Raw genomic sequence first — 18712 nt, forward strand, 5'->3', positions numbered from 1 at the left:
ATACTTCCTTACTTCATGGGCAGGCGTTTGTCGACGCCGTAGATCGTCAGGACCGGATGCTTGGCGTACGCGCGGAACTCGTAGACACCTTCGGGATTCAGGTTGGGCACCGTGAGGGTGAAGGCGCCGGTGGCGCTCACGGTCTGCGAGGGCCCGTTCTGCCAGGGGATGGAGCGGTCACTGGCATCCAGGCCGATGATGCTGCGGTATTGGAAGCCCACTTCCAGGGATGGGGCCTTGCCCAGGTCCACCAGGTTTCCGGAGAGGGTGGCGGTCTTCGTGGCCTTGTCGAACTTCGCGCTGCTCGTCTCCACCTTGGGCGGCGTAAAGGCCGGCTTGACGTTCGTGATCTTCAGGACGATGGGATTGGGCCACTTGCTGTTGTCCTGCAGACGGTGGGTGAACATGGCACGGATGTGCAGGCCATCGGATTCCTGTTTGAGGGAGGGCTTGGGGTTCACTTCCGGCCGGTATTCGAGGACGCGGTCGTTCTGACCGAGCACGGTGACAACGGATTGCGGAGTGGCCTGCACGCTCTTCAGGACGAAGTCGCGCCACTGCGCGCGTACCCAGCGCGGCTCCTGCTTGACCACGGCATAGACCGTGTCCTCGTTCTTCGCCTTGGTAAACCAGATGTTCTGCTCGTTGGTGATCACCCAGGGGCGGACATTGTAGATGCACTCCTGATTCACCTGCATCCACAGCGCCACCTCGCGGAGGCGCTCTTCCTGCTCGATGGGGAGTTCGCCGTCGGGCTTGGGACCGATATTGAGCAGGAGGTTGCCGCCCTTGGCGCGTGTCTCTACCAGGATGTCGATGACGCGGCCGCCGGACTTGTAGTCCTCGTTCTGCGGCTGATACTGCCAGGCCGTGCCCATGGTGAAGTTGGCTTCCCACGCGCCTTCCAGCGGGACGCCGGGGACGTACAGCTCAGGCGTCTGGATGGCGCCGCGAGTCACAACCGTATTCGGCTGGAGCTTCCAGGCCAGGTCGCGCAACTCCTGCGGTTCACCGTCGAAGAAGACCACGTCGATGGGTCCATAGTTGGTCATCAACTCCTGCATCTGGGCCAAGTCCAGCTTCATGAGGCCCGGATTGTTGCGGGGCTGCACACCAGGGATGCCTCGCTGGATGTCGATCTTGTTTTTCCACAGCCACCAGAAGTCGTCGGGCGAGAAGTAGATGCCGGGGGCAATGCCCTGCCCCCGAAAGGCGTCCAGGATTTCACGCGTCAGGTCGTGCTTGAACGGCGTGTGCATGATGCCGAAATCGTTGGTCTTCGTGTCCCACATGGTGAAGCCGGAGTGGTGCTTCGTGGTGAAGACGACGTACTTGATGCCGGCCAACTTGGCGAGGGCGGCCCAGTCCTGGGGGTAGAACTTGCGCGGGTTGAAGGTCTTGGGCAGGTCGTCGAAGAAGCGCTTGGTATAGGCCTCATCGGCGCCGGCGAGCGAGTGCGAGATCACCACACCGGTCTGGCTGTCCACCGACCAGTGGATGAACATGCCGAAGCCCTGGTCGCGGAACCATTCCAGCCGTTCGGGTTTGTTGAGGGACCCGGGTGGAATGTCGCGTTGAGCCGACAGGAGTCCGGTGAAGAGGAGGAGGGCGGTCAGCAGGCGTCGCATGATCACGCCCATTATAGTTAGCGTTAACGGGCCTGTCCACCAGGGAAATGGAAAGAGCCCCTGAGCCAGCCAGTAACCCTCTTAGTGCTCCGGTTCCGGGTATCGTAGAGGAAACCGCTTCCATGAGGGACTTCACGGCAACCATACCCGCCCTGCTCGCGTTGCTTCTGGCTCCACTGGCGGCCCAGCCACGTGTGGGGGCCCAGCCCGCGGCCGCCTCGACCATCCGGATCGAGTATCCCCGCGACGGCTCCGTCTTCCCGCCTGACATGGAGGCTCCTTCCATCGAATGGTTCGAGGCCGGAGAAGCATCCGGCGCTTGGAAGGTCCAGATCACCTTTGCCGATGGCGCGGCGCCGATCGAGGTCAAAGCCGCAGGGGAGCGCATCCGGCTTGGCGAGATCGACCCGCGCTGTGTCTCCAACACCAACCGCCTGCCGGAACTGACTCCGCACCAGGCCGCGCTGCGCACCTGGAAGCCTGACGCGGCGACGTGGACGACGATCCAACAGCACTCGGTCGAGAAGCCCGCGACCCTGACGGTCCTGCGCTACAGCGGGGCTACTGTGGCCGCACAAGGTACGGTCCGGATCCACACCTCCCGCGACCCGGTGGGCGCGCCCATCTTCTATCGCGACGTCCCGCTGATGCCCTCGGAACTGCAGCCGGGCATCATCAAACCGCTGGAGCCGAAGCTGCTGCCCTATCTCGCCTGGCGGCTGCGCTTTGTGGACGAGCCCGCCAGCCGGCTGGTGCTGACGGGGATGCACACCTGCGCCAACTGCCACTCGTTTTCGCGGGACGGCAAGACGCTGGGCCTGGACCTCGACGGCCCGCACAACGACAAGGGCCTCTATGCCATCGTGCCGGTCCGTCAGCAGACCTCGATCCGCAACGAGGATGTGATCTCGTGGAAGACGTTCCGGAAGCAGATGGAGCCGGGCAAGAGGATCGGCTTCATGTCGCAGGTTTCGCCGGACGGCCGCTATGTCGCGACTACGACCGAGGTCCAGTATTACGTTGCGAACTTCACCGACTACCGGTTCCTGCAGGTGTTCTATCCGACGCGCGGCATCCTGGCCTGGTACAACCGCGCCGATGGCAAGGTGCAGGCCTTGCCCGGCGCCGACGATCCGAGGTTCGTGCAGTCCAACGCCGTGTGGAGTCCCGACGGGCAGTCGCTCATCTTCGTGCGTGCCCCAGCCACGGAATCGTATCCAAAGGGCCGGAAGATGGCGGAGTATTCGAACGACCCGAACGAGGTGCAAATCCAGTACGACCTCTACCGCATTCCCTTCCGCAACGGCGCGGGCGGCACAGCGGAGCCGATTCCCGGCGCCTCGCGGAATGGCATGAGCAACTCCTTCCCGAAGGTCTCGCCGGACGGGCGGTGGCTGGTCTTTGTGCAGAGCCGGAACGGCCAGTTGATGCGGCCTGACGGGAAGCTCTATATCGTGCCCGCCGCGGGGGGCGAGGCACGGCTGATGAACTGCAACACGGAGCTGATGAACTCCTGGCACAGCTTCTCACCCAACGGCCGGTGGATGGTCTTCTCGTCCAAGAGCCGGTCACCGTATACGCAGATGTTCCTCACGCACATCGACGAGAACGGCAACGACAGTCCGCCCATCCTGATCGAGAACTCCACCGCCGCCAACCGAGCGGTGAACATTCCGGAGTTCGCCAACATCCCGAAGGGCGGCCTCGACCATATCGACGCGCCAGCCGCCGAGTTCTACCGCCTCTACGACCTCGCCTTCGAGCTGACGGAGAAGGGCCAGAGTGAGGCCGCCATCGCCGAGTGGCAGCATGCCCTGGAGTTGGATCCCACCGACGCGCGCGCCCGCACCAATCTCGGGGGCATCTATCTTCGGCAGGGACGCTTGGAACCGGCGGCCGTCGAGTTCCGCCGGGCGTTGGAGGCGAAGCCCGAGTCCATCGAAGCCCGCAACAACCTGGGTCTGGTGCTGCTGCAGACGGGGCAGCTCAACGAAGCGGCCAGGCAGTTCCAGCAGTCGCTGGAGCTGGATCCGCAGTCGATGGAGGCGCTGGTCAACCTGGGCGGAGTCTACCTCATGCAGCGCAATTACAGCGGAGCCATCAGCACGCTACGCGAAGCGATGCGGCTGGAGCCGGGCCGCCTGCCAGTGCTGGGCAACCTGGCGTGGCTCCTGGCTACGTGTCCTGACAAGGCCGCGCGGAATGGAGCCGAGGCAGTAGCGCTGGCCGAGAAGGCAGCGGAGCTTTCGCATCGCAGCGACCCGATCCTGCTTGACGGGCTGGGCGCGGCTTTCGCCGAAGCGGGCCGGTTTGAGGAGGCGATCCGCGCCGGGAGCGAGGCGCTTAAGCTGGCCGAGATGCGGAACGACAAAGAAATGGCCGCCGCGGTGAGGGCTCGTCTCGCACTCTACCGCAGCGGCCAGGCGTACCGGGAATCAAACTAAACGGACCTGAGGCGGGACCGAAGTCCCATGTAGCTAAAGGCCGCCCCACCAGGTCCAATCAATCGGGCACCCTCTAGCGGGTTCTCCACTTCTTCCACACGTCCGGCTGCGCCAGCAGCGGAATCATGACTCCGCCCACGACGCTGCGGGCCTGGAAGCCGCGCTGCTTGCCATCGAGGGTCCAATACCAGTCGGTCATCGGGACCCGGCTGCTGGTCTCGTTCAGCATCTGGAAGACAGGGTGGATGAACGCATCGAAGTCGCTGCGTTTCTCGGTCATCGTCGCGGTCCAGACGATCCAGTCGAGCTTCGTGTAGGTCTCGCGATTGTCCAGCGGCAGCCCGTAGATGTTCTGCTTCGTTTTATAGTAGGCGATCTCCGTCCGCGCGATCGACGGATCGAACAGGTTCAGGCCCAGCAGCTTGTCCCAGACCAGGTTGTACTTCTGGCTCCAGGTGCCTGCCTTGTCGAAGGCCAGCTTGTAGTGGTCGCCGTCCTTGGCCATCGCCGGCCACTTGCGAGCCATCTCTTCCGCCGCCTGCCGGAATTCCCTGGCGTTCTTGGCATCCCCCAGCTTCTCGGCGACTTGAGCATACGCGCCCAAGGCGACAATCGCCTTGATCGAGAGATTCGTGTTGTGCGCCAGGTGCCCCGCGAAATCGTCGGTGGAAAGCTGGTTCTCCGGATCCAGGCCCTTCTCCCGCAGGTAGACGGCCCACTTCGTCAGCACCGGCCAGTATTTCCGCGCAAACTCGGCGCTGCCTTCCGCCTGTGCCTGGGCAGCCACCAGAATCAGCATGTTGCCGCTCTCTTCCACCGGCATCTGATTCTCTTCCGTCCGTTCGCCGCCGCCATACACCTGACCGTTTGCCAGCGGATACTGCCCCAGGTCGTGCGGAGCAAACGGCCACCGCCAGCGCGGCAACAGGCCGTAATCCAGAATCGGCCGGATGAGCGCCATGTGCAGCTTGGGGTTCAGCAACAGGAACATCGGCGCCGAGGGGTAAGTCACATCGACGGTCCCGATGCAGCCGTTCGAGAAGTTCTCCTTGGAGAAGAACAGCGGGGTCCCATCGAGATCCGCCACCAGCTTGTGCGCCGCCAGGGCCTGCCGGTAGGCCAGTACGGCGATGGCCGCATATTCCGGTCCGCCCGCCTTCACCAGATCCGCGGTGAACTCCTCATCGAATTTCTTCGAGTCGGCCAGCAGCCGCGGATACTCACGCCCGGCTGTCGACAGCAGTTCCGCCACGCCCATGCCATTCCGCCGCCAGTAGGGCCGCAGATTGCGCTGGAAGTACTGCAGGGCGTAGACGTCGTCATAGGCGAACATCGCCCAGCCCGTCGTTTCCTGGGCCTGCACCTGGGGCACGCTCCACGCCGCCGCCAGTACGTAGGGATCGCGCGCCGGACGCCCCGGCTGTTCTACTTCATCCGACTGCGGCAGCTTGCCCGACTTCGCAAACTCGCCCCGCATCCTGGGCAGACCCACTGCCAGGTCCGCGCTCGAGCCTGCCGGCAGCGCGAGATAGAAATGGCCCCACTCGATGCGCAGATCGTCGCCGCTGCGCGCCAGCATCTCCTGCTGCGTGCTGCCCACGCGGAGCGCCTGCACGCCATCGGCCCGCACGCGCGACCACTGTGTCCGCTGCTCCGGCGCATTCACCGCCAGGGCCGAGGTCGCATCCAGATAGACTTCCACGGCATGACGGCCGCCGTCCGTGCTCGACACACTCCACGTCACATACGTCACGGGCCTCGAAAGCAGATCGAGGTTAGAAGCGAGCGCCGGAGTGAGGAACGTGAGTCCCAGCTTCACACCTGCGGCCGCGAATTCATACTCGGTCCGAGTCGGAGTCACCGTGCGCTTTGTCTGTTTCATCGCCTCCGCTTCCCGCGGAGCCGTGCCCATAAACCGGAAGGCCTTGCCATCGATGCGAGCCAGGCCGCCCAGCGGCTGATCGCTACCGGTCCAATGCTTCGTACTTTGAGCGGTCAACTCATCCGAGGCCGACCAGACGCTGAAATAGGGGTCGTGTGTGATCAGGGGGGTCGCCGGAGGACGCAGCGGCGTCTGAGCCGACAGGGAGATGGTAAGAAGACAGAGAATCGGAGTAAAAATACGCATGGCGAGGTTATCATTTCACACTCGGCGAGTGCACGCGCGGACGCCTCCCGGTAATGGGGGTACCAGGACCAAAGAAGTCGAAATTGCTACGGATTGTTAAGGATCTTGCTTCAGAATGGTAGGGAAGCCGCCATCAGTGCGGCACTGCCCGGGAGGAGCCCAAATGAGGACTTTGACACGAAGTATCCTGACTCTGGCGGCGTGTGCCGCCGGCCTGCTGGCGCAGGACTCACCCGGCCTTTGGACCAGCGATCAGGTTCGCGCAGCAGTCACCGCCACCCTGGCCGAATCGCCCACTCTATCGGCCATCAAACTGAACAGTGCCCAGATCGACGGCGACCGCATTACGCTCGATCTTTCCCGCCAGCTTCTGGATCTCAGCCGGCCCTCCGCCATCGACAACGCCATCCGCCGCCTGGCCGCTTCCATTGCGACCCTGCCCGCCGATTCCACGGGCTTCCGGCTTTCCGTCCTGGTGGACGGCACGCCGCTGCGCGATGTCCGTGGAGATACCCTGGCCGCTCGGAGCCAGGCGAAGTTGCCGGTCCGGCGGGCCTCTGCCGCCGCCGACAACAATGCACCCGCCGCCAGCGTTGTCGTCCTCAACCCCGACTCCGGCGAGCTCGACCTGGATGGCGCCCGCAGCGCTGAACTCGCCATGACCATCCGGGAATCGCTGTCTTCCCGCGGCATGGAAGTCCTGGGCGCGCGCAATCTCGACAAATACGCCGGCACCGGCGATTCCGGCGCGGACAAGTGGCGGGAATCCGCCTTAGCCTATTTGAAGGAACTCGGCCTGCCGGCGGAGATCCTGGAGCAAGGCGACGACACCAGCCGCCCGTTGTTCGCCAACTGGGCCGGCGCCTCGGCCATGATCACGCTGCGCGGATCCAGTTCGCGCGTGCCTTTGATCTATTACTCGCCCGAGGGACCGCAGTCCGGCGCCTCAGAAGCGCTGGCGCTGGGCCTGCAGACCGGCCTTACTGGGGCCAAGGTCATCGCCTGTGACGACTGCGGCCTGGAGATGCGACTCGCCTCCATGGCCAGCGTCGTGCTCGACCTGGGCGAAGCCATCGCGCAACCGGCCATCCAACTCGCCGCGGCAGGTTCTGTCGGCGAATCGTTCCAGGCGCTCTCCACGCATGTCCTGGCCGCCTCGCAGGCCGAGATGACCAGTCCCGCGCCCGGTTCCCAGTTGACAGGCACCAGTGCCACCTTCCAATGGAACCCCGGCCAGGACGCCACAAGCTACTGGCTGATGGTGGGCTCGTGGCTGGGCGGCAATACGCTCTACAGCCAGTCGCAAGGCAATCTCACGTCGGCCAGCGTCACCGGCCTGCCCACCAGCGGCAGCACCATCTACGTGCGCCTCTGGTCCTATGTGAACTCCCAGTGGGTCTCGAACGACTACCAGTACCGGGCCTTCTCCCCGAACGGGTCGACGCCCACCAAGGCCGTCCTGACCGCACCCGCGCCCGGGTCCAAGCTGAGCGGCTCCAGCGCCACCTTCCAATGGACCGCCGGTGTCGGCGTCAATCGCTACTACCTGTTCATCGGCCAGTGGGCGGGCGGCAACACGATTTACAGCCAGGACATGGTGGATTCGGTCCAAGCCTCGGTCAGCGGCCTGCCCTCCGACGGCAGCACGCTCTACGTCCGGCTGTGGTCTTACATCGACGGCGTCTGGCAGTTCAACGACTACACTCTGACGGCTGCCGGCACGCTGAACCCCGTGAAGGCCCAGATCACTTCGCCGGCCCAGGGTTCGACGCTTTCCGGGTCTGCCGTCACTTTCCAGTGGGACGCCGGGTCGGGCGTCACTCATTACTACCTGCACGTCGGCCTGTGGCAGGGTGGCAATTCAATTTTCAGCCAGGACATGAACACGAGCCAGAGCGTGCAGGTCACCGGCCTGCCCACTGACGCGAGCACGGTCTACGTCCGCCTGTGGTCCTACATTGGCGGAGCCTGGCAGTACAACGATTACACCTACAAAGCCTCCGGCACCGCCCCCACGGCCGCCAAGGCCGCCATCACGGCACCGGCGCCCGGCAGCACCCTCACCGGATCCAGTGTCACCTTCACCTGGACCGCCGGCACGGCCGTCCAGCGCTACTGGCTGTTCATCGGGACTTCGGTCGGCAACAACGACATCTATGGCGCCGATCAGAATCTGAACCAGTCCGCCACAGCCACCGTGCCGGTCAACGGCAAGGCGCTCTACGCCCGGCTGTGGTCGTATATCAACGGCGCCTGGCAGTTCAACGACTACCAATACAAGGCTGCTGGAAACTGAGCGGAAGCACATCGGCCGGGACGGCGCACCGCCATCCCGGCTCCACATGAGCTACCCTCGAATCGAATGCCAAGACAAGAACGCAGCGCAGCCACGCCGGTCCAGGAGCTCTCGACGCTCCTCGAACTCTGGCAGTGGTGGTTGAAGGAAGACTACTCGCTGGACCTGATCGTCACCGATCCATCGGCGCAGGAGGGCGCTCCGCCCATCCGGCATCACTTCGTCTTCGGCCCCTGTGATCGGCGAGAACCGGCGGCGGAAGAGTCCTTCCACTTCGACTGCAAGCTGGAAGCGCTGATGGATTCGCTTCATCGCGGCGAAGCCCTGCCCGGCTGCAACAAACCCACCCGCATCGCCGGCCTGCGCATCGTCCTCTTCAATCAGGACCTCGCCTACCAGGCATCGCTGGAGACCGGCCCCAACAAAGTGGAGATCGTCTTCGACCTTTCGTCCGTTGCTTTCGGCAAAGGCCGCATCCCCGCCTATGTCCGGGCCGTGCGCATGGGCCGCAAGTGGCTCATCCGCCCGAGGCATCCCGAGATCGTCTCCCTGGCCGGCTTCGAAGGCGACATCGACGAGTGCCTGCGGGAGATCTTCCTGGCCGCGTCCGTGGCGCCGCACCCCTACCAGGAGTACATCGACGCCAACAAAGCGCAGTACGACGAAGCTATGGCCATGGGCCGGCGAATTCCCGAGTAGTCAAGAGAGAGCAACTCCGGATTCAGCGATTCACCAAAGGGACGGCGGCTCCGCTGGTCCGCGGCCGGCCTCTATTTCTTCCTGGCCTCGTTTTCCGCCACCTTAGCCTTCACCAGTTTCTTCACCAGGGCCGTGGACAGCGGCTTGTCGAGCGGGAACTGAAGAGTTCCCTTGGAAGTCTGGAACGGCTTCAGCTCATCCTCGAACTGCGCGATGACGGCCAGACTCATCGGAAACAGGCTGCAGTGGTTCTTGAACGCCGCATAGGCTACCAGCCCGCCTTTGTACTTGAAGGCAGGCATCCCATAGCTGATCGCTTCAGTTGCCTCGGCCGGAGCCGTTAACCGGATTACGGCCCGGATCTTCTCCAGCGTGCCGCGGCCCGGTTCCGGCACCGCCGCCAGATAGGCCTCCACCGCCGCCAGCCCTTCCTCCGCCTTGGCCACGGACCCGCCCGTCGCCGCTTTCTTCCCTGTCGCCGCTTTCTTCATCGGATCCCACCTATCCCTTCTTCTCCGCCAGAGCCGCCTGGTACAAAGCCCGGATGTACCCCATGCTGTACGCCCAGCCCGACTGCCGCGCCCCGCTCATTGCAGGCACGTGGTCGGCAATCAGGTTCCCCCGGAAGTCCACATCCACCAGGGTTCGCATGAGCTTGTACATGTCCGTGTACCCGCCATCGATGTATGTCTCGACGAAGTACGGTTGGGGAGCGGTCACATTCCGGAAGTGGATCTTCCACAGCTTGCCCATCTTCGCGAATCCGCGAGCAGCCTCGAAGACATCCTTGCCCATGCTCTTGCCGCCCTCCATCCAGGTCCCGCAGCACAGGCACACGCCGATATTGGGAGAATTCGCGATCTCCAGAGCCTTCACATAGCCGTCATAGGTCCCGAAAATATGCCGCGGAATCCCGCCCAGCTCCGGCACCGGCGGATCGTCGGGATGGATCCCGATGCGCACGCCCGCCTCCTCCGCTACCGGGGCGATCTCCCGGATGAAATAGGTGTAGTTGTCCCAGAGCTCTTCCTTCGAGTATTTCCGGCCGTGGGTCAGCGCCCCCTCGTAGGTCTTGCCGTTCCAGGTGCCCTTGGCCGTTTCCAGCCGGAACGCCCGGGCCGTCCCACCCCCGCGCGTCTTCTCCGTGGCGCTCGACCAGATGCCGTTCGCCATGTGCGCGTAGGTGATGTAGCCGATGCCAGCTTTGCCGGTGTCGCGGATGTACTGCTTCAACCAGGCGATCTTGGCGTCGCGGCCCGGCAGGTTCAGCGTCACCTCTTCGATATTCCGATTGTCGTTGTTCGAGATGTTCCACACCTGCAAGCCGGCCGACGCGGCCCGCGCCTTGATCGCCTGGAAGTTATCCAGGGTGGCCCGGCCTTTGCCTGTCTGCACGTTGAGGTAGTCGATGCCCATCTGCCGGATCCAGGCCAGGTCGTCATCGGTCACTTCCTCGCCCACCTGCATGGAAATCTTGATACCCGGTGTCAGCGGAGCCAGCGGCTTCGCAGCCGCCGCCGTCGCACTCAACCCCGCGGCCAATCCCGCCATGGCCAGTTCGCGTCGTGTCAGTTCGCTCATCTCGTCCTCCTGCGAGATCAATCATATGACTAGACGGTGGCCTCCGGGGGCAAGTCCCCTGGAATGGCCACTTGAAGCTCGTCATCGTCTTCCCCGCCCCGCCAAACAAAGTTGAGATCTTTTCACCTTGCGCTGAAACGGAGCCGCCTCGTCCCTCACTATTGCCATGGAGGACGGAGAACGTCGTGCTCGCCGCGCTGCCACCCACCTGGTTGATCGTGTCTGTCCTGGCAGTCTGGCGCGTTACCCATCTGCTCTGCGAGGAGGACGGTCCGGGCGATCTCTTCGCCCGGCTGCGCAGGGCTCTCGGGAACGGCTTCTTCGGACGAATGCTGGACTGTTTCTACTGCCTCAGCCTATGGGTGGCAGCACCGGCCGCCTGGTTTCTGGGAAGCAACTGGCTCGACCGGTCTCTACTTTGGCTGGGCCTCTCGGGTGGCGCGATTCTCATCGAACGCGCCACCGTCCGACCCCCGGCTGCCCCCGCCCCGCCACCTGCTCTCTGGCACGTAGAACCCTTACCGGATCACTCTGATCCGCCTGGCGACTCAAAGGAGGAACATCACCATGTCCTGTTGCGGTAGTCAGCGGGCCGCCGCCCGCCCCGCCCAAACCGGCCCCTCGGGCGAAACGCGGCACTGGAGCACCGGCGCCGTGCAATTCGAGTACTCGGGCCAAGGTCAAATGGTGGTCACTGGACCGCTCACAGGCATGGTCTACCGGTTCGGAGGAGGCGTGGGACGGGTCGACGTCCACGGTTCCGACGCGCCCTCGCTCGTCTCCGTGCCTGGTCTCAGACTCGTGCGCTAGCTCCGCTCGATTCAGAGCAATCGAAACAGTCAATGAAGGCGCGATGCCGCTCGCGCTATTCGTGTGTCAACAAAAAAACAAATAACAAAACAAACTACTTTTCCGGAGGCACAAGACCGTGAGTACACTCAGGATCCCCATCGATGCGTCGCAGATCGCCGACGCCGATCGCAAGCAGCAAAAGGTAAAAGTCGCCGTTCAGGACAGGAAGGGCATCAAGTCCCAGGTCATCGCGTTGGACGCAGGCAAGGGAGAGGTAAAGCTCGACGTCGACCCCAAGCAGACGCTGAACATCGCCATCGGCCCGGCCACCGCCAGCGACGAAGACATCTTCCACCTGCAGACCCTCACCAGCAAGGTGTCCCCCACGCAGTGGGCGAATGCGGACACCCTCGCCATTCCAGCGCTGGTCATCACCCCGCAATGGTGGATCTGGTGGCTGCGCTGGTGCCGCACGTTCACCATCCACGGCCGCGTCGTTTGCGCCGACGGCAGCCCGGTCCCCGGAGCGGAAGTCCGCGCCTACGACGTCGACTTCTTCTGGTGGTGGTCGTCCAGCCAACAGGTTGGACCCGCGGCCGTCACCGACGGAGCCGGCAACTTCACCATCAGCTTCCGCTGGTGCTGCGGCTGGTGGCCCTGGTGGTGGTGGCGGCTGCGTCAATGGCGCCTGGACGACGATCTCATTGAGAAGATCCGCCCTGTCCTCAAGTTGAACCCGGCCATCCGCTTCCCGGAACCGGACCCCATCCCGCGCCTCGACATCGCGTCGCTGAATCCCCAGCCATTGCCGCCGCTCGGCCCGCTGACGCCGACCCGGCCGACCGTCGCCGGCCCCGTGCTGAATCCCGGCCTGCTGGCCTCGAAGGTTCTGGACCCCAGCACCATCCCCGCCGTGCGCGACAAGCTGGTCTCCATCCTGCCGCATGTGCCGGAGCTCGAAAAGCTCCGCATCTGGCCCTGGTGGCCCTGGAACCCCTGGTTTGACTGCAATCCGGACATCATCTTCCGCGTCACGCAGCCCTGCGGCAGCGGTCCGGCCAAGGTGGTCTTCGCTGAGAACGTCTTCCAGACCCGCTGGGACATCCCCACCAACCTCAACGTGACCCTCGTCGCCAACAGCCAGGCCTGCTGCCTGCCTCACGACGACGGCCAACCGGAAGGCGACTGCTCGCTCTTCACCAGCGTCTGCGGCGACCCCGGCATCCCCGTCACCACCATCGGCAAGACGGGGGTCACCGCCGGCTACTTCGATCCCGGCGGCCGCGACCGTCCCTTCTCGGAGTCGGTCAGCTTCTACGGACTCTTCGGAAGCTCCGCGCAAGCCGACTTCTACGAGATCGAGTCCACGCCGCACGGCTCCGCCGCCTGGGCGCCCGTACCCGCGGGTAGCCTGATCGACCTCTGGCGCGGCTACTTTGATGCCACTCTTCCGTGGCCGAACCAGTTCGTCTTCCCCACCTTCCCGGTGATCGACTTCGGCGGAATCCACGTCTACGAGAGCCGCCACCACTACGAACTCACCCACCCCGCCGCCTGGGGGAACGCCATCGCGGGCCGGGTCTGGTCGAACAACATCAACGTGATGGCGAACATTCAGACCAAGGGCTTCTTCTCCGACGGAGCCTACGACTTCCGGGTCATCGGCTACCGGGCCGATGCCGCCGGCAACCCCGATCTCGCCACGCGCAAGGTGATGGACGGCTGCGGCGGCCACGCCGAGAACAATCTGCTCACGCTGCGGCTCGACAACCGCGTCGTCGGTCCGCAAGTGCCGAACACCGTCCACGTCGATACCACCGAGCCCGATTGCGGCATCAACTCGGTCCGCATTGGCGGCGCCGCGGTGCTGCCCTGCGGAGCCCAACAGCTCCAGCACGGAGTTCCGCTCGAGATCGATTTCTTCGTCACCGATCCCGACGGCCACCTCGACCACTACGACCTGGTGGTCAAGTACGACCTGGGTTCGATCAAGAACCTGCTCAGCGTGGCCGACGTCGGAGCCTTCAGCCTGACGCCTCTCGTAGGTGGTCCGCAGGGCCCCGACTACGCAAATGCTATCGCGGCTCCGCAATCCGCCGTCCGGCCCACCTGGAAGGGTGGCACCATGCGGCTCCACGTCAACGACGCGTCATTGGTCTTCCCCAAGACCTGCTGCTATCTGCTTGAGCTCACGGTTTGGAAACGCAATATCGCCAATTGCGACGGCCACCTGAGCTATTTCAACCAGATGCACTACTCGTTCACCGTAACGGTGTAGCGCAAGCTGGTGCTAACAGGGCCGGGCACGCTTCCCACAGGGCGTGTCCGGCCCCCTTTTGCTTAGAAGAGGTAGGCCGCCAACAGACCCTTCAGCTCGGACAGAACCGCCGCCCGCTCTTCCTGCGTTGGCTGCTCATAGGCGTACCCGATCAGCCGCTCCCCCGCCTCAATCGCAATCCGCAGCTTCAAATCGAGCAGCGCTGGCTCCTTCACCCCTAACCGCCACATAATGAACCACTTCACCAGGCTCGCCGGACCCGCGTCCGGACCCGCCTGCACCTGCCGCGTCACGGCGCTGATGTGCCGGCCCAGGGCCAGGGTGCGGAAGTCGGGATGCGCGTCGAGATATGCGATGTAGGCATCAATCACCCGGTTGAGAAACCCCGGCCCGTCGGAAAGGACCGACTTCGCCACCGCCCCCACCAAACTGGACCGGAAGTCGTCCATGTGCCGGACCGCGATCGCGTCCAGAATCGTCTGCTTGTCCGGAAAGAAGCGGTACAACCCGCCAATCGAGATACCCGCCTCGGCCGCGATCCGGCTGGTCGTGATCTCTTCCAACGGCACTTTGGTCAGCAGCGCCGAAGCCGAGGACAGGATGTGATTCACCGTGTCGGTGCTGCGTTCCTGCACCGGACGCCGTCGAACTTGTACCGCGGGCGGATCGTTGGAAATCGGGCCGGACATAAAGACTCATTGACAGTATGCCAGCTTTCCTGGTAAAACGCGAAAGAGAGTTCGCGTTCGCGATCAGAGGCCGACTAACCTATGCCCGTACCGATTTCCCAGATGTGGACCGTCGCCACCTACGTGCTGAAACAGCGCATCCAGGGGCGCCGCCAGTACCCCCTCGTGCTCATGCTCGAGCCGCTCTTTCGCTGCAACCTGGCCTGTGCCGGCTGCGGCAAAATCCAGTACCCGGCCCACATCCTGAAGTCGCAACTCACCCCGGAAGAGTGCTTTAAGGCCGTCGACGAGTGCGGAGCCCCGATGGTCTCCATCCCCGGTGGCGAACCGCTGATGCACCCCCAGATTGCCGAGATCGTCGCCGGCCTGGTGGCCCGTAAGAAGTACATCTATCTCTGCACCAACGCCCTGCTCCTGAAGGAAAAGATAGATCTCTTCACCCCGAGCAAGTATCTGACCTTTTCCGTCCACATGGACGGCCAGAAGGAACATCACGATTTCTCGGTCTGCAAAGAGGGTGGCTACGAACTCGCCGCCGAAGGCATCCGCGAAGCGGTGAAGCGCGGCTTCCGCGTCACCACCAACACGACCCTGTTCGATGGCGCCGATCCGAACAGCGTCCGCGGCTTCTTCGACGAAATGATGGACCTGGGCGTCGAGGGCATGATGCTCTCGCCCGGCTACTCCTACGACAAGGCGCCCGACCAGCAGCATTTCCTGGGCAAGGACAGCACCCGCTCGCTCTTCAGGACCTTCCTGTCCAATCGCAAGAACCGCTGGGTCTTCAACCAGTCGCCGCTCTTCCTGGAATACCTGATGGGCCTGCGCGAATACTCCTGTACCCCGTGGGGCATGCCGACTTACAACCTGTTCGGCTGGCAGAAGCCCTGCTACCTCCTGCAGGACGGCTACGCCGACACGTTTGCCGAACTGATGGAATCGACGCAGTGGGAGAAGTACGGTACGGAATCGGGCAATCCCAAGTGCGCCAACTGCATGGTGCACAGCGGCTACGAAGCGTCGGCGGTGCACGACACGTTCCACACCTGGCAAGGCTTCTGGAGCACGGTCAAGGCGACCTTCTCCTCTTCGTACGCCAACCCTCAGGCGCTGGCGGACCTGGCGAAACCGGCCCCGGCGAAGCACGAACTGGTGCAGATCGGCGGTGGAAAGTGAGCGTCCAGGGCACGGAATGGCCGATGGCCACGGAAGCAGAGGTCCTGGAAGGTCTCGAGCAGGCCTTTGACTACCGGGGTGACGTCACCATCACCCGTCGCGACGGTGCGGTGCTGGAGGGCTACATCTTCGACCGCCGCACCGGCAAGACGCTGGCGGATTCGGTAGTGAGAGTGATCCCGAAGGATGCCCGGGATCGGGTCTCGATCCCTTACGCCGAAATCGCAGCCCTGACCTTCAGCGGCCGTGACACAGCGGCCGGCAAAAGCTGGGAAGCCTGGGTCCGGAAGTATTACGAAAAGAAGGCTGCCGGCGAGAAGAATATCGAGATTAAGCCGGAAAGCCTGGACTGACCACGCCGAAACCCTTGAGACGGCACAAGTGCGCCTTTTCAGACGCACGAGCTGACTCGGTGTACAATGGTACACAAAGTGGAAGCCGAATGGGATCCTTCGAAAGCACGGGCGAATCTCCGCAAACACCGGGTTCACTTCGCCGATGCGGTGACCGCCCTCGAGGATGTGATGGCGATGTCTATCAGCGACGAAGGTGCGGACGAAGAGCGCTGGGTAACCATTGGTATGGATTCACTGGGTCGCATTCTCGTGGTGGTATACACGTGGCGCAATGATCGGGTGCGATTGATTTCGGCCCGCCCTGCAACTCTGAGAGAGGTGCATCAATATGAAGAAAGAATATGACTTCAGCAAGGGCCAGCGCGGACCAGTGCTGAAGGTGCCGCCAGGCAAGACCCGGGTCACGATCCGCCTGGATGATGACGTTCTGGACTGGTTTCGCCAGCAGGTAGATGACGCGGGCAGTGGAAACTACCAAACACTCATCAACGAGGCGTTGCGCAGTTTCATGCACCGGAAACAGGAGTCCCTGGAGTCGACCCTGCGGCGAGTGATTCGGGATGAGCTCAGGCGCACCGGGTAACGGGCGCAGCTTGATTCAACTGCCGGGCAGGAGCTTCAGCTGCGTGTGGTCCTTTCGTGCCGCCGATTCGCCAGCCTGTCATACAAAGCCCGACCCAAGCCGCCGAGCTGTTTTGCGCAGCCACCGCCTGAGCAATCAAGGGCCCCGCAAGGCCTCCTATGGTGCATTGCCCTGCTGCTAGGATGGACTTACCTGATCGTTTGCGAAGGCCACCTTCCATTGTTTGTCGAGCGCGTTAAACACGCGTGCGAATTCTGTGTCGGGGTTGGTGCATGCGAAATTGAAACAATTCAGATACAGCAGGCCGCAGGCTTCTGGCGTGGTAATTGCCTCACTATTCTGCCCGCGGCTGAGCTCCTCCAAGAACTTCCGCAGTAGGACGGCTTCCTGCGAAGGCGAGCGGAGGAGATTTTCCCCAACGCTTATGACGACGCGCTCAGCGGCCTGTTTCTTGTTCGCTTCCAATTGCTCCTGAATCTGGACTGGAGGAATCGAACGATCGAGCAGTGCACGCATAGCAGGCTTCACTTTCTCCATTCCGGGATCGGCCGTGAGCTCGTCCAGCAGGCGCAGAGCTTCTGCCGTCGATTCCTCATGGAACCTGGCACAAGCCGCCTCGAAATCGGGCCCGGCCCCTGAGGCGGCGAATGTGCGGCGCATGGACTCAATATTCAGCTGAAGCGTGCCAGACTGTTCCCACATTCGGAAGTTGTCAACATGCCCTTTTATCCAGGACGCGTGCTCGGTGACGCCCGACGCGCCGAAAACGTCCCGTACGGTTATGGAAAGGGCGTCCTCGGCCTCTTCGGCCGATTCGTGTGGCCCAACGGCAGCCCAGACCCTCATCGCAAGTTCTCGTTTATTGGAGATGGAGCCACCACGACCGCGTAGCCAGACCAGCACAAATACGACGAGAACTGCTCCTGCAACGCTAATGACAATCTGGCCCACGTCATTTCTCCGAGGACGATACTCTCACACACTCATCTCCATCTTCGTGAATAAACACTTCGTCGAACGGTTTCCGCGCGTCGGGGAGGCCCGATGTCGGCGGAGGCTCCCGAAATAGCCATCCGTGGGCTGTGGCCAACCCCTTCCCGCAATGTGGGCACAACTTCGCCGTCCACGACGACTCATATTTGACGTAAGCAGCTGCATTCATGTTTAACCTTCTCCCGCTCGATCTTGGGCTTAATGTCCTGCCCTCAGCCCCCGAATGCATGATTATCGCACCACGGGAGATCGTCCTGAACTAATAACGAAAACTGCAGTCGCAACGCCGTGACGGATAGAATCCCCCCCCCTACCTCCGCCCCACCAGATAGAACGATGCCCGGACCGTCCCCGACTCCACCACCTGCAGCCCGGACTCCTTCACCCGCTCCGCCCACCACTCTTTCCCGCGGAATCCGCCATGCGCCAGCAGCGGCCCAAACGCATACCGCAGCCACGGATCCCGCCCGTTAATAATCATCATCAGGAACTCCCCGCCCGGCTTCAAAACCCGGTACGATTCCGCCAGGCTCTCCTTGATCCCATCCCGCCCCAGATGATCAATCGCATAGCAGGTAATGATCCCGTCGAAGCTCGCATCCTCGAACGGCAGCTTCCGCATGTCGCCCTTCACAATTCGAGCCCGCTGCTCTACCCCGGCCACCCGTAGATTCCCCTCCAGGATCTCTTCCGGCGAATGCGTATGCCCGAAGTGCTGGTCAAACGACGCCCCAAACAAATCCAGCGCCACGACCGTCGCCTTCGGACGCGAGGTCAAAACCATGATGGTTGACCGCCCCGTCCCCGCCCCCAAGTCCAACACCTTCCCTGCCCCGGCCCGCAGAAAATTCTCGGTCGGCAGCGGAGCCACGGAATCGATGTTCACCCCAAAACGGACCATCAGAAAGACACTCGCCGCCCAAAGCGCGAACACCCCCAGGACGAGCAGCAGCCACTTCGACCACTTCCTGAGAAACCCCAGCAGGAAAACGGCTCCGGCCGACGCGGCCAAGGCCAAATGTCCGTAGCTCAGCCACCACGGGTATCCAAAATCGAGAGATGCGTGCAT

General features: G+C 63.1%; 16 protein-coding genes. 9 read left to right on the plus strand and 7 right to left on the minus strand.

Annotated elements, in window-relative coordinates; all coding sequences use genetic code 11:
* Positions 1-8: 8 nt before the first annotated feature.
* Positions 9-1628 (minus strand): alpha-L-fucosidase, encoded by a 1620-nt coding sequence (locus IRI77_RS12880; protein WP_194452456.1) that lies wholly within the window; start codon positions 1626-1628, stop codon positions 9-11.
* Between the two features lie 122 nt (positions 1629-1750).
* Here IRI77_RS12880 and IRI77_RS12885 point away from each other — a divergent pair, with 122 nt between their 5' ends.
* Positions 1751-4072, plus strand: a complete 2322-nt coding sequence (locus IRI77_RS12885) for a tetratricopeptide repeat protein (protein WP_194452457.1) — start codon at positions 1751-1753, stop codon at positions 4070-4072.
* Positions 4073-4145: 73 nt separating this feature from the next.
* Here IRI77_RS12885 and IRI77_RS12890 read toward each other — a convergent pair whose 3' ends face one another.
* Complete coding sequence (locus IRI77_RS12890) at positions 4146-6200, minus strand: glutaminase family protein (protein ID WP_194452458.1); 2055 nt, start codon at positions 6198-6200, stop codon at positions 4146-4148.
* Between the two features lie 163 nt (positions 6201-6363).
* Between IRI77_RS12890 and IRI77_RS12895 the strand changes: the two genes are divergently transcribed.
* Complete coding sequence (locus IRI77_RS12895) at positions 6364-8496, plus strand: hypothetical protein (protein ID WP_194452459.1); 2133 nt, start codon at positions 6364-6366, stop codon at positions 8494-8496.
* A gap of 66 nt (positions 8497-8562) precedes the next feature.
* Complete coding sequence (locus tag IRI77_RS12900; protein ID WP_194452460.1) at positions 8563-9195, plus strand: hypothetical protein; 633 nt, start codon at positions 8563-8565, stop codon at positions 9193-9195.
* Between the two features lie 71 nt (positions 9196-9266).
* On the opposite strand, the gene IRI77_RS12905 is transcribed toward IRI77_RS12900, so the two are convergent.
* Together IRI77_RS12905 and IRI77_RS12910 are read right to left on the minus strand one after the other, a co-directional pair.
* The gene (locus IRI77_RS12905; protein WP_194452461.1) at positions 9267-9686 is read right to left on the minus strand and encodes an iron chaperone; all 420 of its coding nucleotides are present in this window, start codon (positions 9684-9686) and stop codon (positions 9267-9269) included.
* A 10-nt stretch (positions 9687-9696) separates the two neighbouring features.
* The gene (locus IRI77_RS12910; RefSeq protein ID WP_228486716.1) at positions 9697-10776 is read right to left on the minus strand and encodes a mannonate dehydratase; all 1080 of its coding nucleotides are present in this window, start codon (positions 10774-10776) and stop codon (positions 9697-9699) included.
* A 567-nt stretch (positions 10777-11343) separates the two neighbouring features.
* On the opposite strand from IRI77_RS12910, the gene IRI77_RS12915 reads away from it, so the two are divergent.
* Together IRI77_RS12915 and IRI77_RS12920 are read left to right on the plus strand one after the other, a co-directional pair.
* A complete protein-coding gene (locus IRI77_RS12915) occupies positions 11344-11586 on the plus strand; it encodes a hypothetical protein (RefSeq protein WP_194452462.1) in 243 nt (80 codons plus the stop codon).
* A 118-nt stretch (positions 11587-11704) separates the two neighbouring features.
* On the plus strand, positions 11705-13846 hold the full coding sequence (locus IRI77_RS12920; protein ID WP_194452463.1) for a carboxypeptidase-like regulatory domain-containing protein: 2142 nt from the start codon (positions 11705-11707) through the stop codon (positions 13844-13846).
* Between the two features lie 62 nt (positions 13847-13908).
* Here the strand turns inward: IRI77_RS12920 and IRI77_RS12925 are convergent, their stop codons facing one another.
* Positions 13909-14535, minus strand: coding sequence for a TetR/AcrR family transcriptional regulator (locus tag IRI77_RS12925; RefSeq protein WP_194452464.1), 627 nt, complete (start codon positions 14533-14535; stop codon positions 13909-13911).
* An 81-nt stretch (positions 14536-14616) separates the two neighbouring features.
* Between IRI77_RS12925 and hpnH the strand changes: the two genes are divergently transcribed.
* From hpnH to IRI77_RS12945, 4 genes are all read left to right on the plus strand, one after another.
* Entirely contained in the window at positions 14617-15711 is a 1095-nt protein-coding gene (hpnH, locus tag IRI77_RS12930) for an adenosyl-hopene transferase HpnH (protein WP_194452465.1), read from the plus strand.
* 23 nt (positions 15712-15734) lie between these two features.
* Positions 15735-16064 (plus strand): hypothetical protein, encoded by a 330-nt coding sequence (locus IRI77_RS12935; protein ID WP_228486717.1) that lies wholly within the window; start codon positions 15735-15737, stop codon positions 16062-16064.
* Between the two features lie 66 nt (positions 16065-16130).
* Positions 16131-16412 (plus strand): BrnT family toxin, encoded by a 282-nt coding sequence (locus IRI77_RS12940; protein WP_228486718.1) that lies wholly within the window; start codon positions 16131-16133, stop codon positions 16410-16412.
* A complete protein-coding gene (locus tag IRI77_RS12945) occupies positions 16396-16650 on the plus strand; it encodes a BrnA antitoxin family protein (RefSeq protein WP_194452467.1) in 255 nt (84 codons plus the stop codon). Before IRI77_RS12940 ends, IRI77_RS12945 begins: the two co-directional genes overlap by 17 nt.
* Positions 16651-16827: 177 nt before the next feature.
* Here the strand turns inward: IRI77_RS12945 and IRI77_RS12950 are convergent, their stop codons facing one another.
* Positions 16828-17601, minus strand: a complete 774-nt coding sequence (locus IRI77_RS12950; protein WP_194452468.1) for a hypothetical protein — start codon at positions 17599-17601, stop codon at positions 16828-16830.
* Positions 17602-17953: 352 nt separating this feature from the next.
* Positions 17954-18712: a class I SAM-dependent methyltransferase gene (locus IRI77_RS12955; RefSeq protein ID WP_194452469.1), complete on the minus strand. Its 759-nt coding sequence runs from the start codon at positions 18710-18712 to the stop codon at positions 17954-17956.

This window comes from Paludibaculum fermentans (assembly GCF_015277775.1).
Lineage (GTDB): Bacteria > Acidobacteriota > Terriglobia > Bryobacterales > Bryobacteraceae > Paludibaculum > Paludibaculum fermentans.

What these genes read in the sequence shown, in the direction of transcription:
- IRI77_RS12915 (WP_194452462.1), top strand. Translation starts at nt 11,344, where the DNA reads ATGTCCTGTTGCGGTAGTCAGCGGGCCGCCGCCCGCCCCGCCCAAACC.
- IRI77_RS12925 (WP_194452464.1), bottom strand. Translation starts at nt 14,535, where the DNA reads ATGTCCGGCCCGATTTCCAACGATCCGCCCGCGGTACAAGTTCGACGG.
- IRI77_RS12955 (WP_194452469.1), bottom strand. Translation starts at nt 18,712, where the DNA reads ATGCACGCATCTCTCGATTTTGGATACCCGTGGTGGCTGAGCTACGGA.
- IRI77_RS12910 (WP_228486716.1), bottom strand. Translation starts at nt 10,776, where the DNA reads ATGAGCGAACTGACACGACGCGAACTGGCCATGGCGGGATTGGCCGCG.
- IRI77_RS12885 (WP_194452457.1), top strand. Translation starts at nt 1,751, where the DNA reads ATGAGGGACTTCACGGCAACCATACCCGCCCTGCTCGCGTTGCTTCTG.
- IRI77_RS12880 (WP_194452456.1), bottom strand. Translation starts at nt 1,628, where the DNA reads ATGCGACGCCTGCTGACCGCCCTCCTCCTCTTCACCGGACTCCTGTCG.
- IRI77_RS12940 (WP_228486718.1), top strand. Translation starts at nt 16,131, where the DNA reads ATGGTACACAAAGTGGAAGCCGAATGGGATCCTTCGAAAGCACGGGCG.
- IRI77_RS12900 (WP_194452460.1), top strand. Translation starts at nt 8,563, where the DNA reads ATGCCAAGACAAGAACGCAGCGCAGCCACGCCGGTCCAGGAGCTCTCG.
- IRI77_RS12905 (WP_194452461.1), bottom strand. Translation starts at nt 9,686, where the DNA reads ATGAAGAAAGCGGCGACAGGGAAGAAAGCGGCGACGGGCGGGTCCGTG.
- IRI77_RS12945 (WP_194452467.1), top strand. Translation starts at nt 16,396, where the DNA reads ATGAAGAAAGAATATGACTTCAGCAAGGGCCAGCGCGGACCAGTGCTG.
- IRI77_RS12935 (WP_228486717.1), top strand. Translation starts at nt 15,735, where the DNA reads ATGGCCACGGAAGCAGAGGTCCTGGAAGGTCTCGAGCAGGCCTTTGAC.
- hpnH (WP_194452465.1), top strand. Translation starts at nt 14,617, where the DNA reads ATGCCCGTACCGATTTCCCAGATGTGGACCGTCGCCACCTACGTGCTG.
- IRI77_RS12895 (WP_194452459.1), top strand. Translation starts at nt 6,364, where the DNA reads ATGAGGACTTTGACACGAAGTATCCTGACTCTGGCGGCGTGTGCCGCC.
- IRI77_RS12890 (WP_194452458.1), bottom strand. Translation starts at nt 6,200, where the DNA reads ATGCGTATTTTTACTCCGATTCTCTGTCTTCTTACCATCTCCCTGTCG.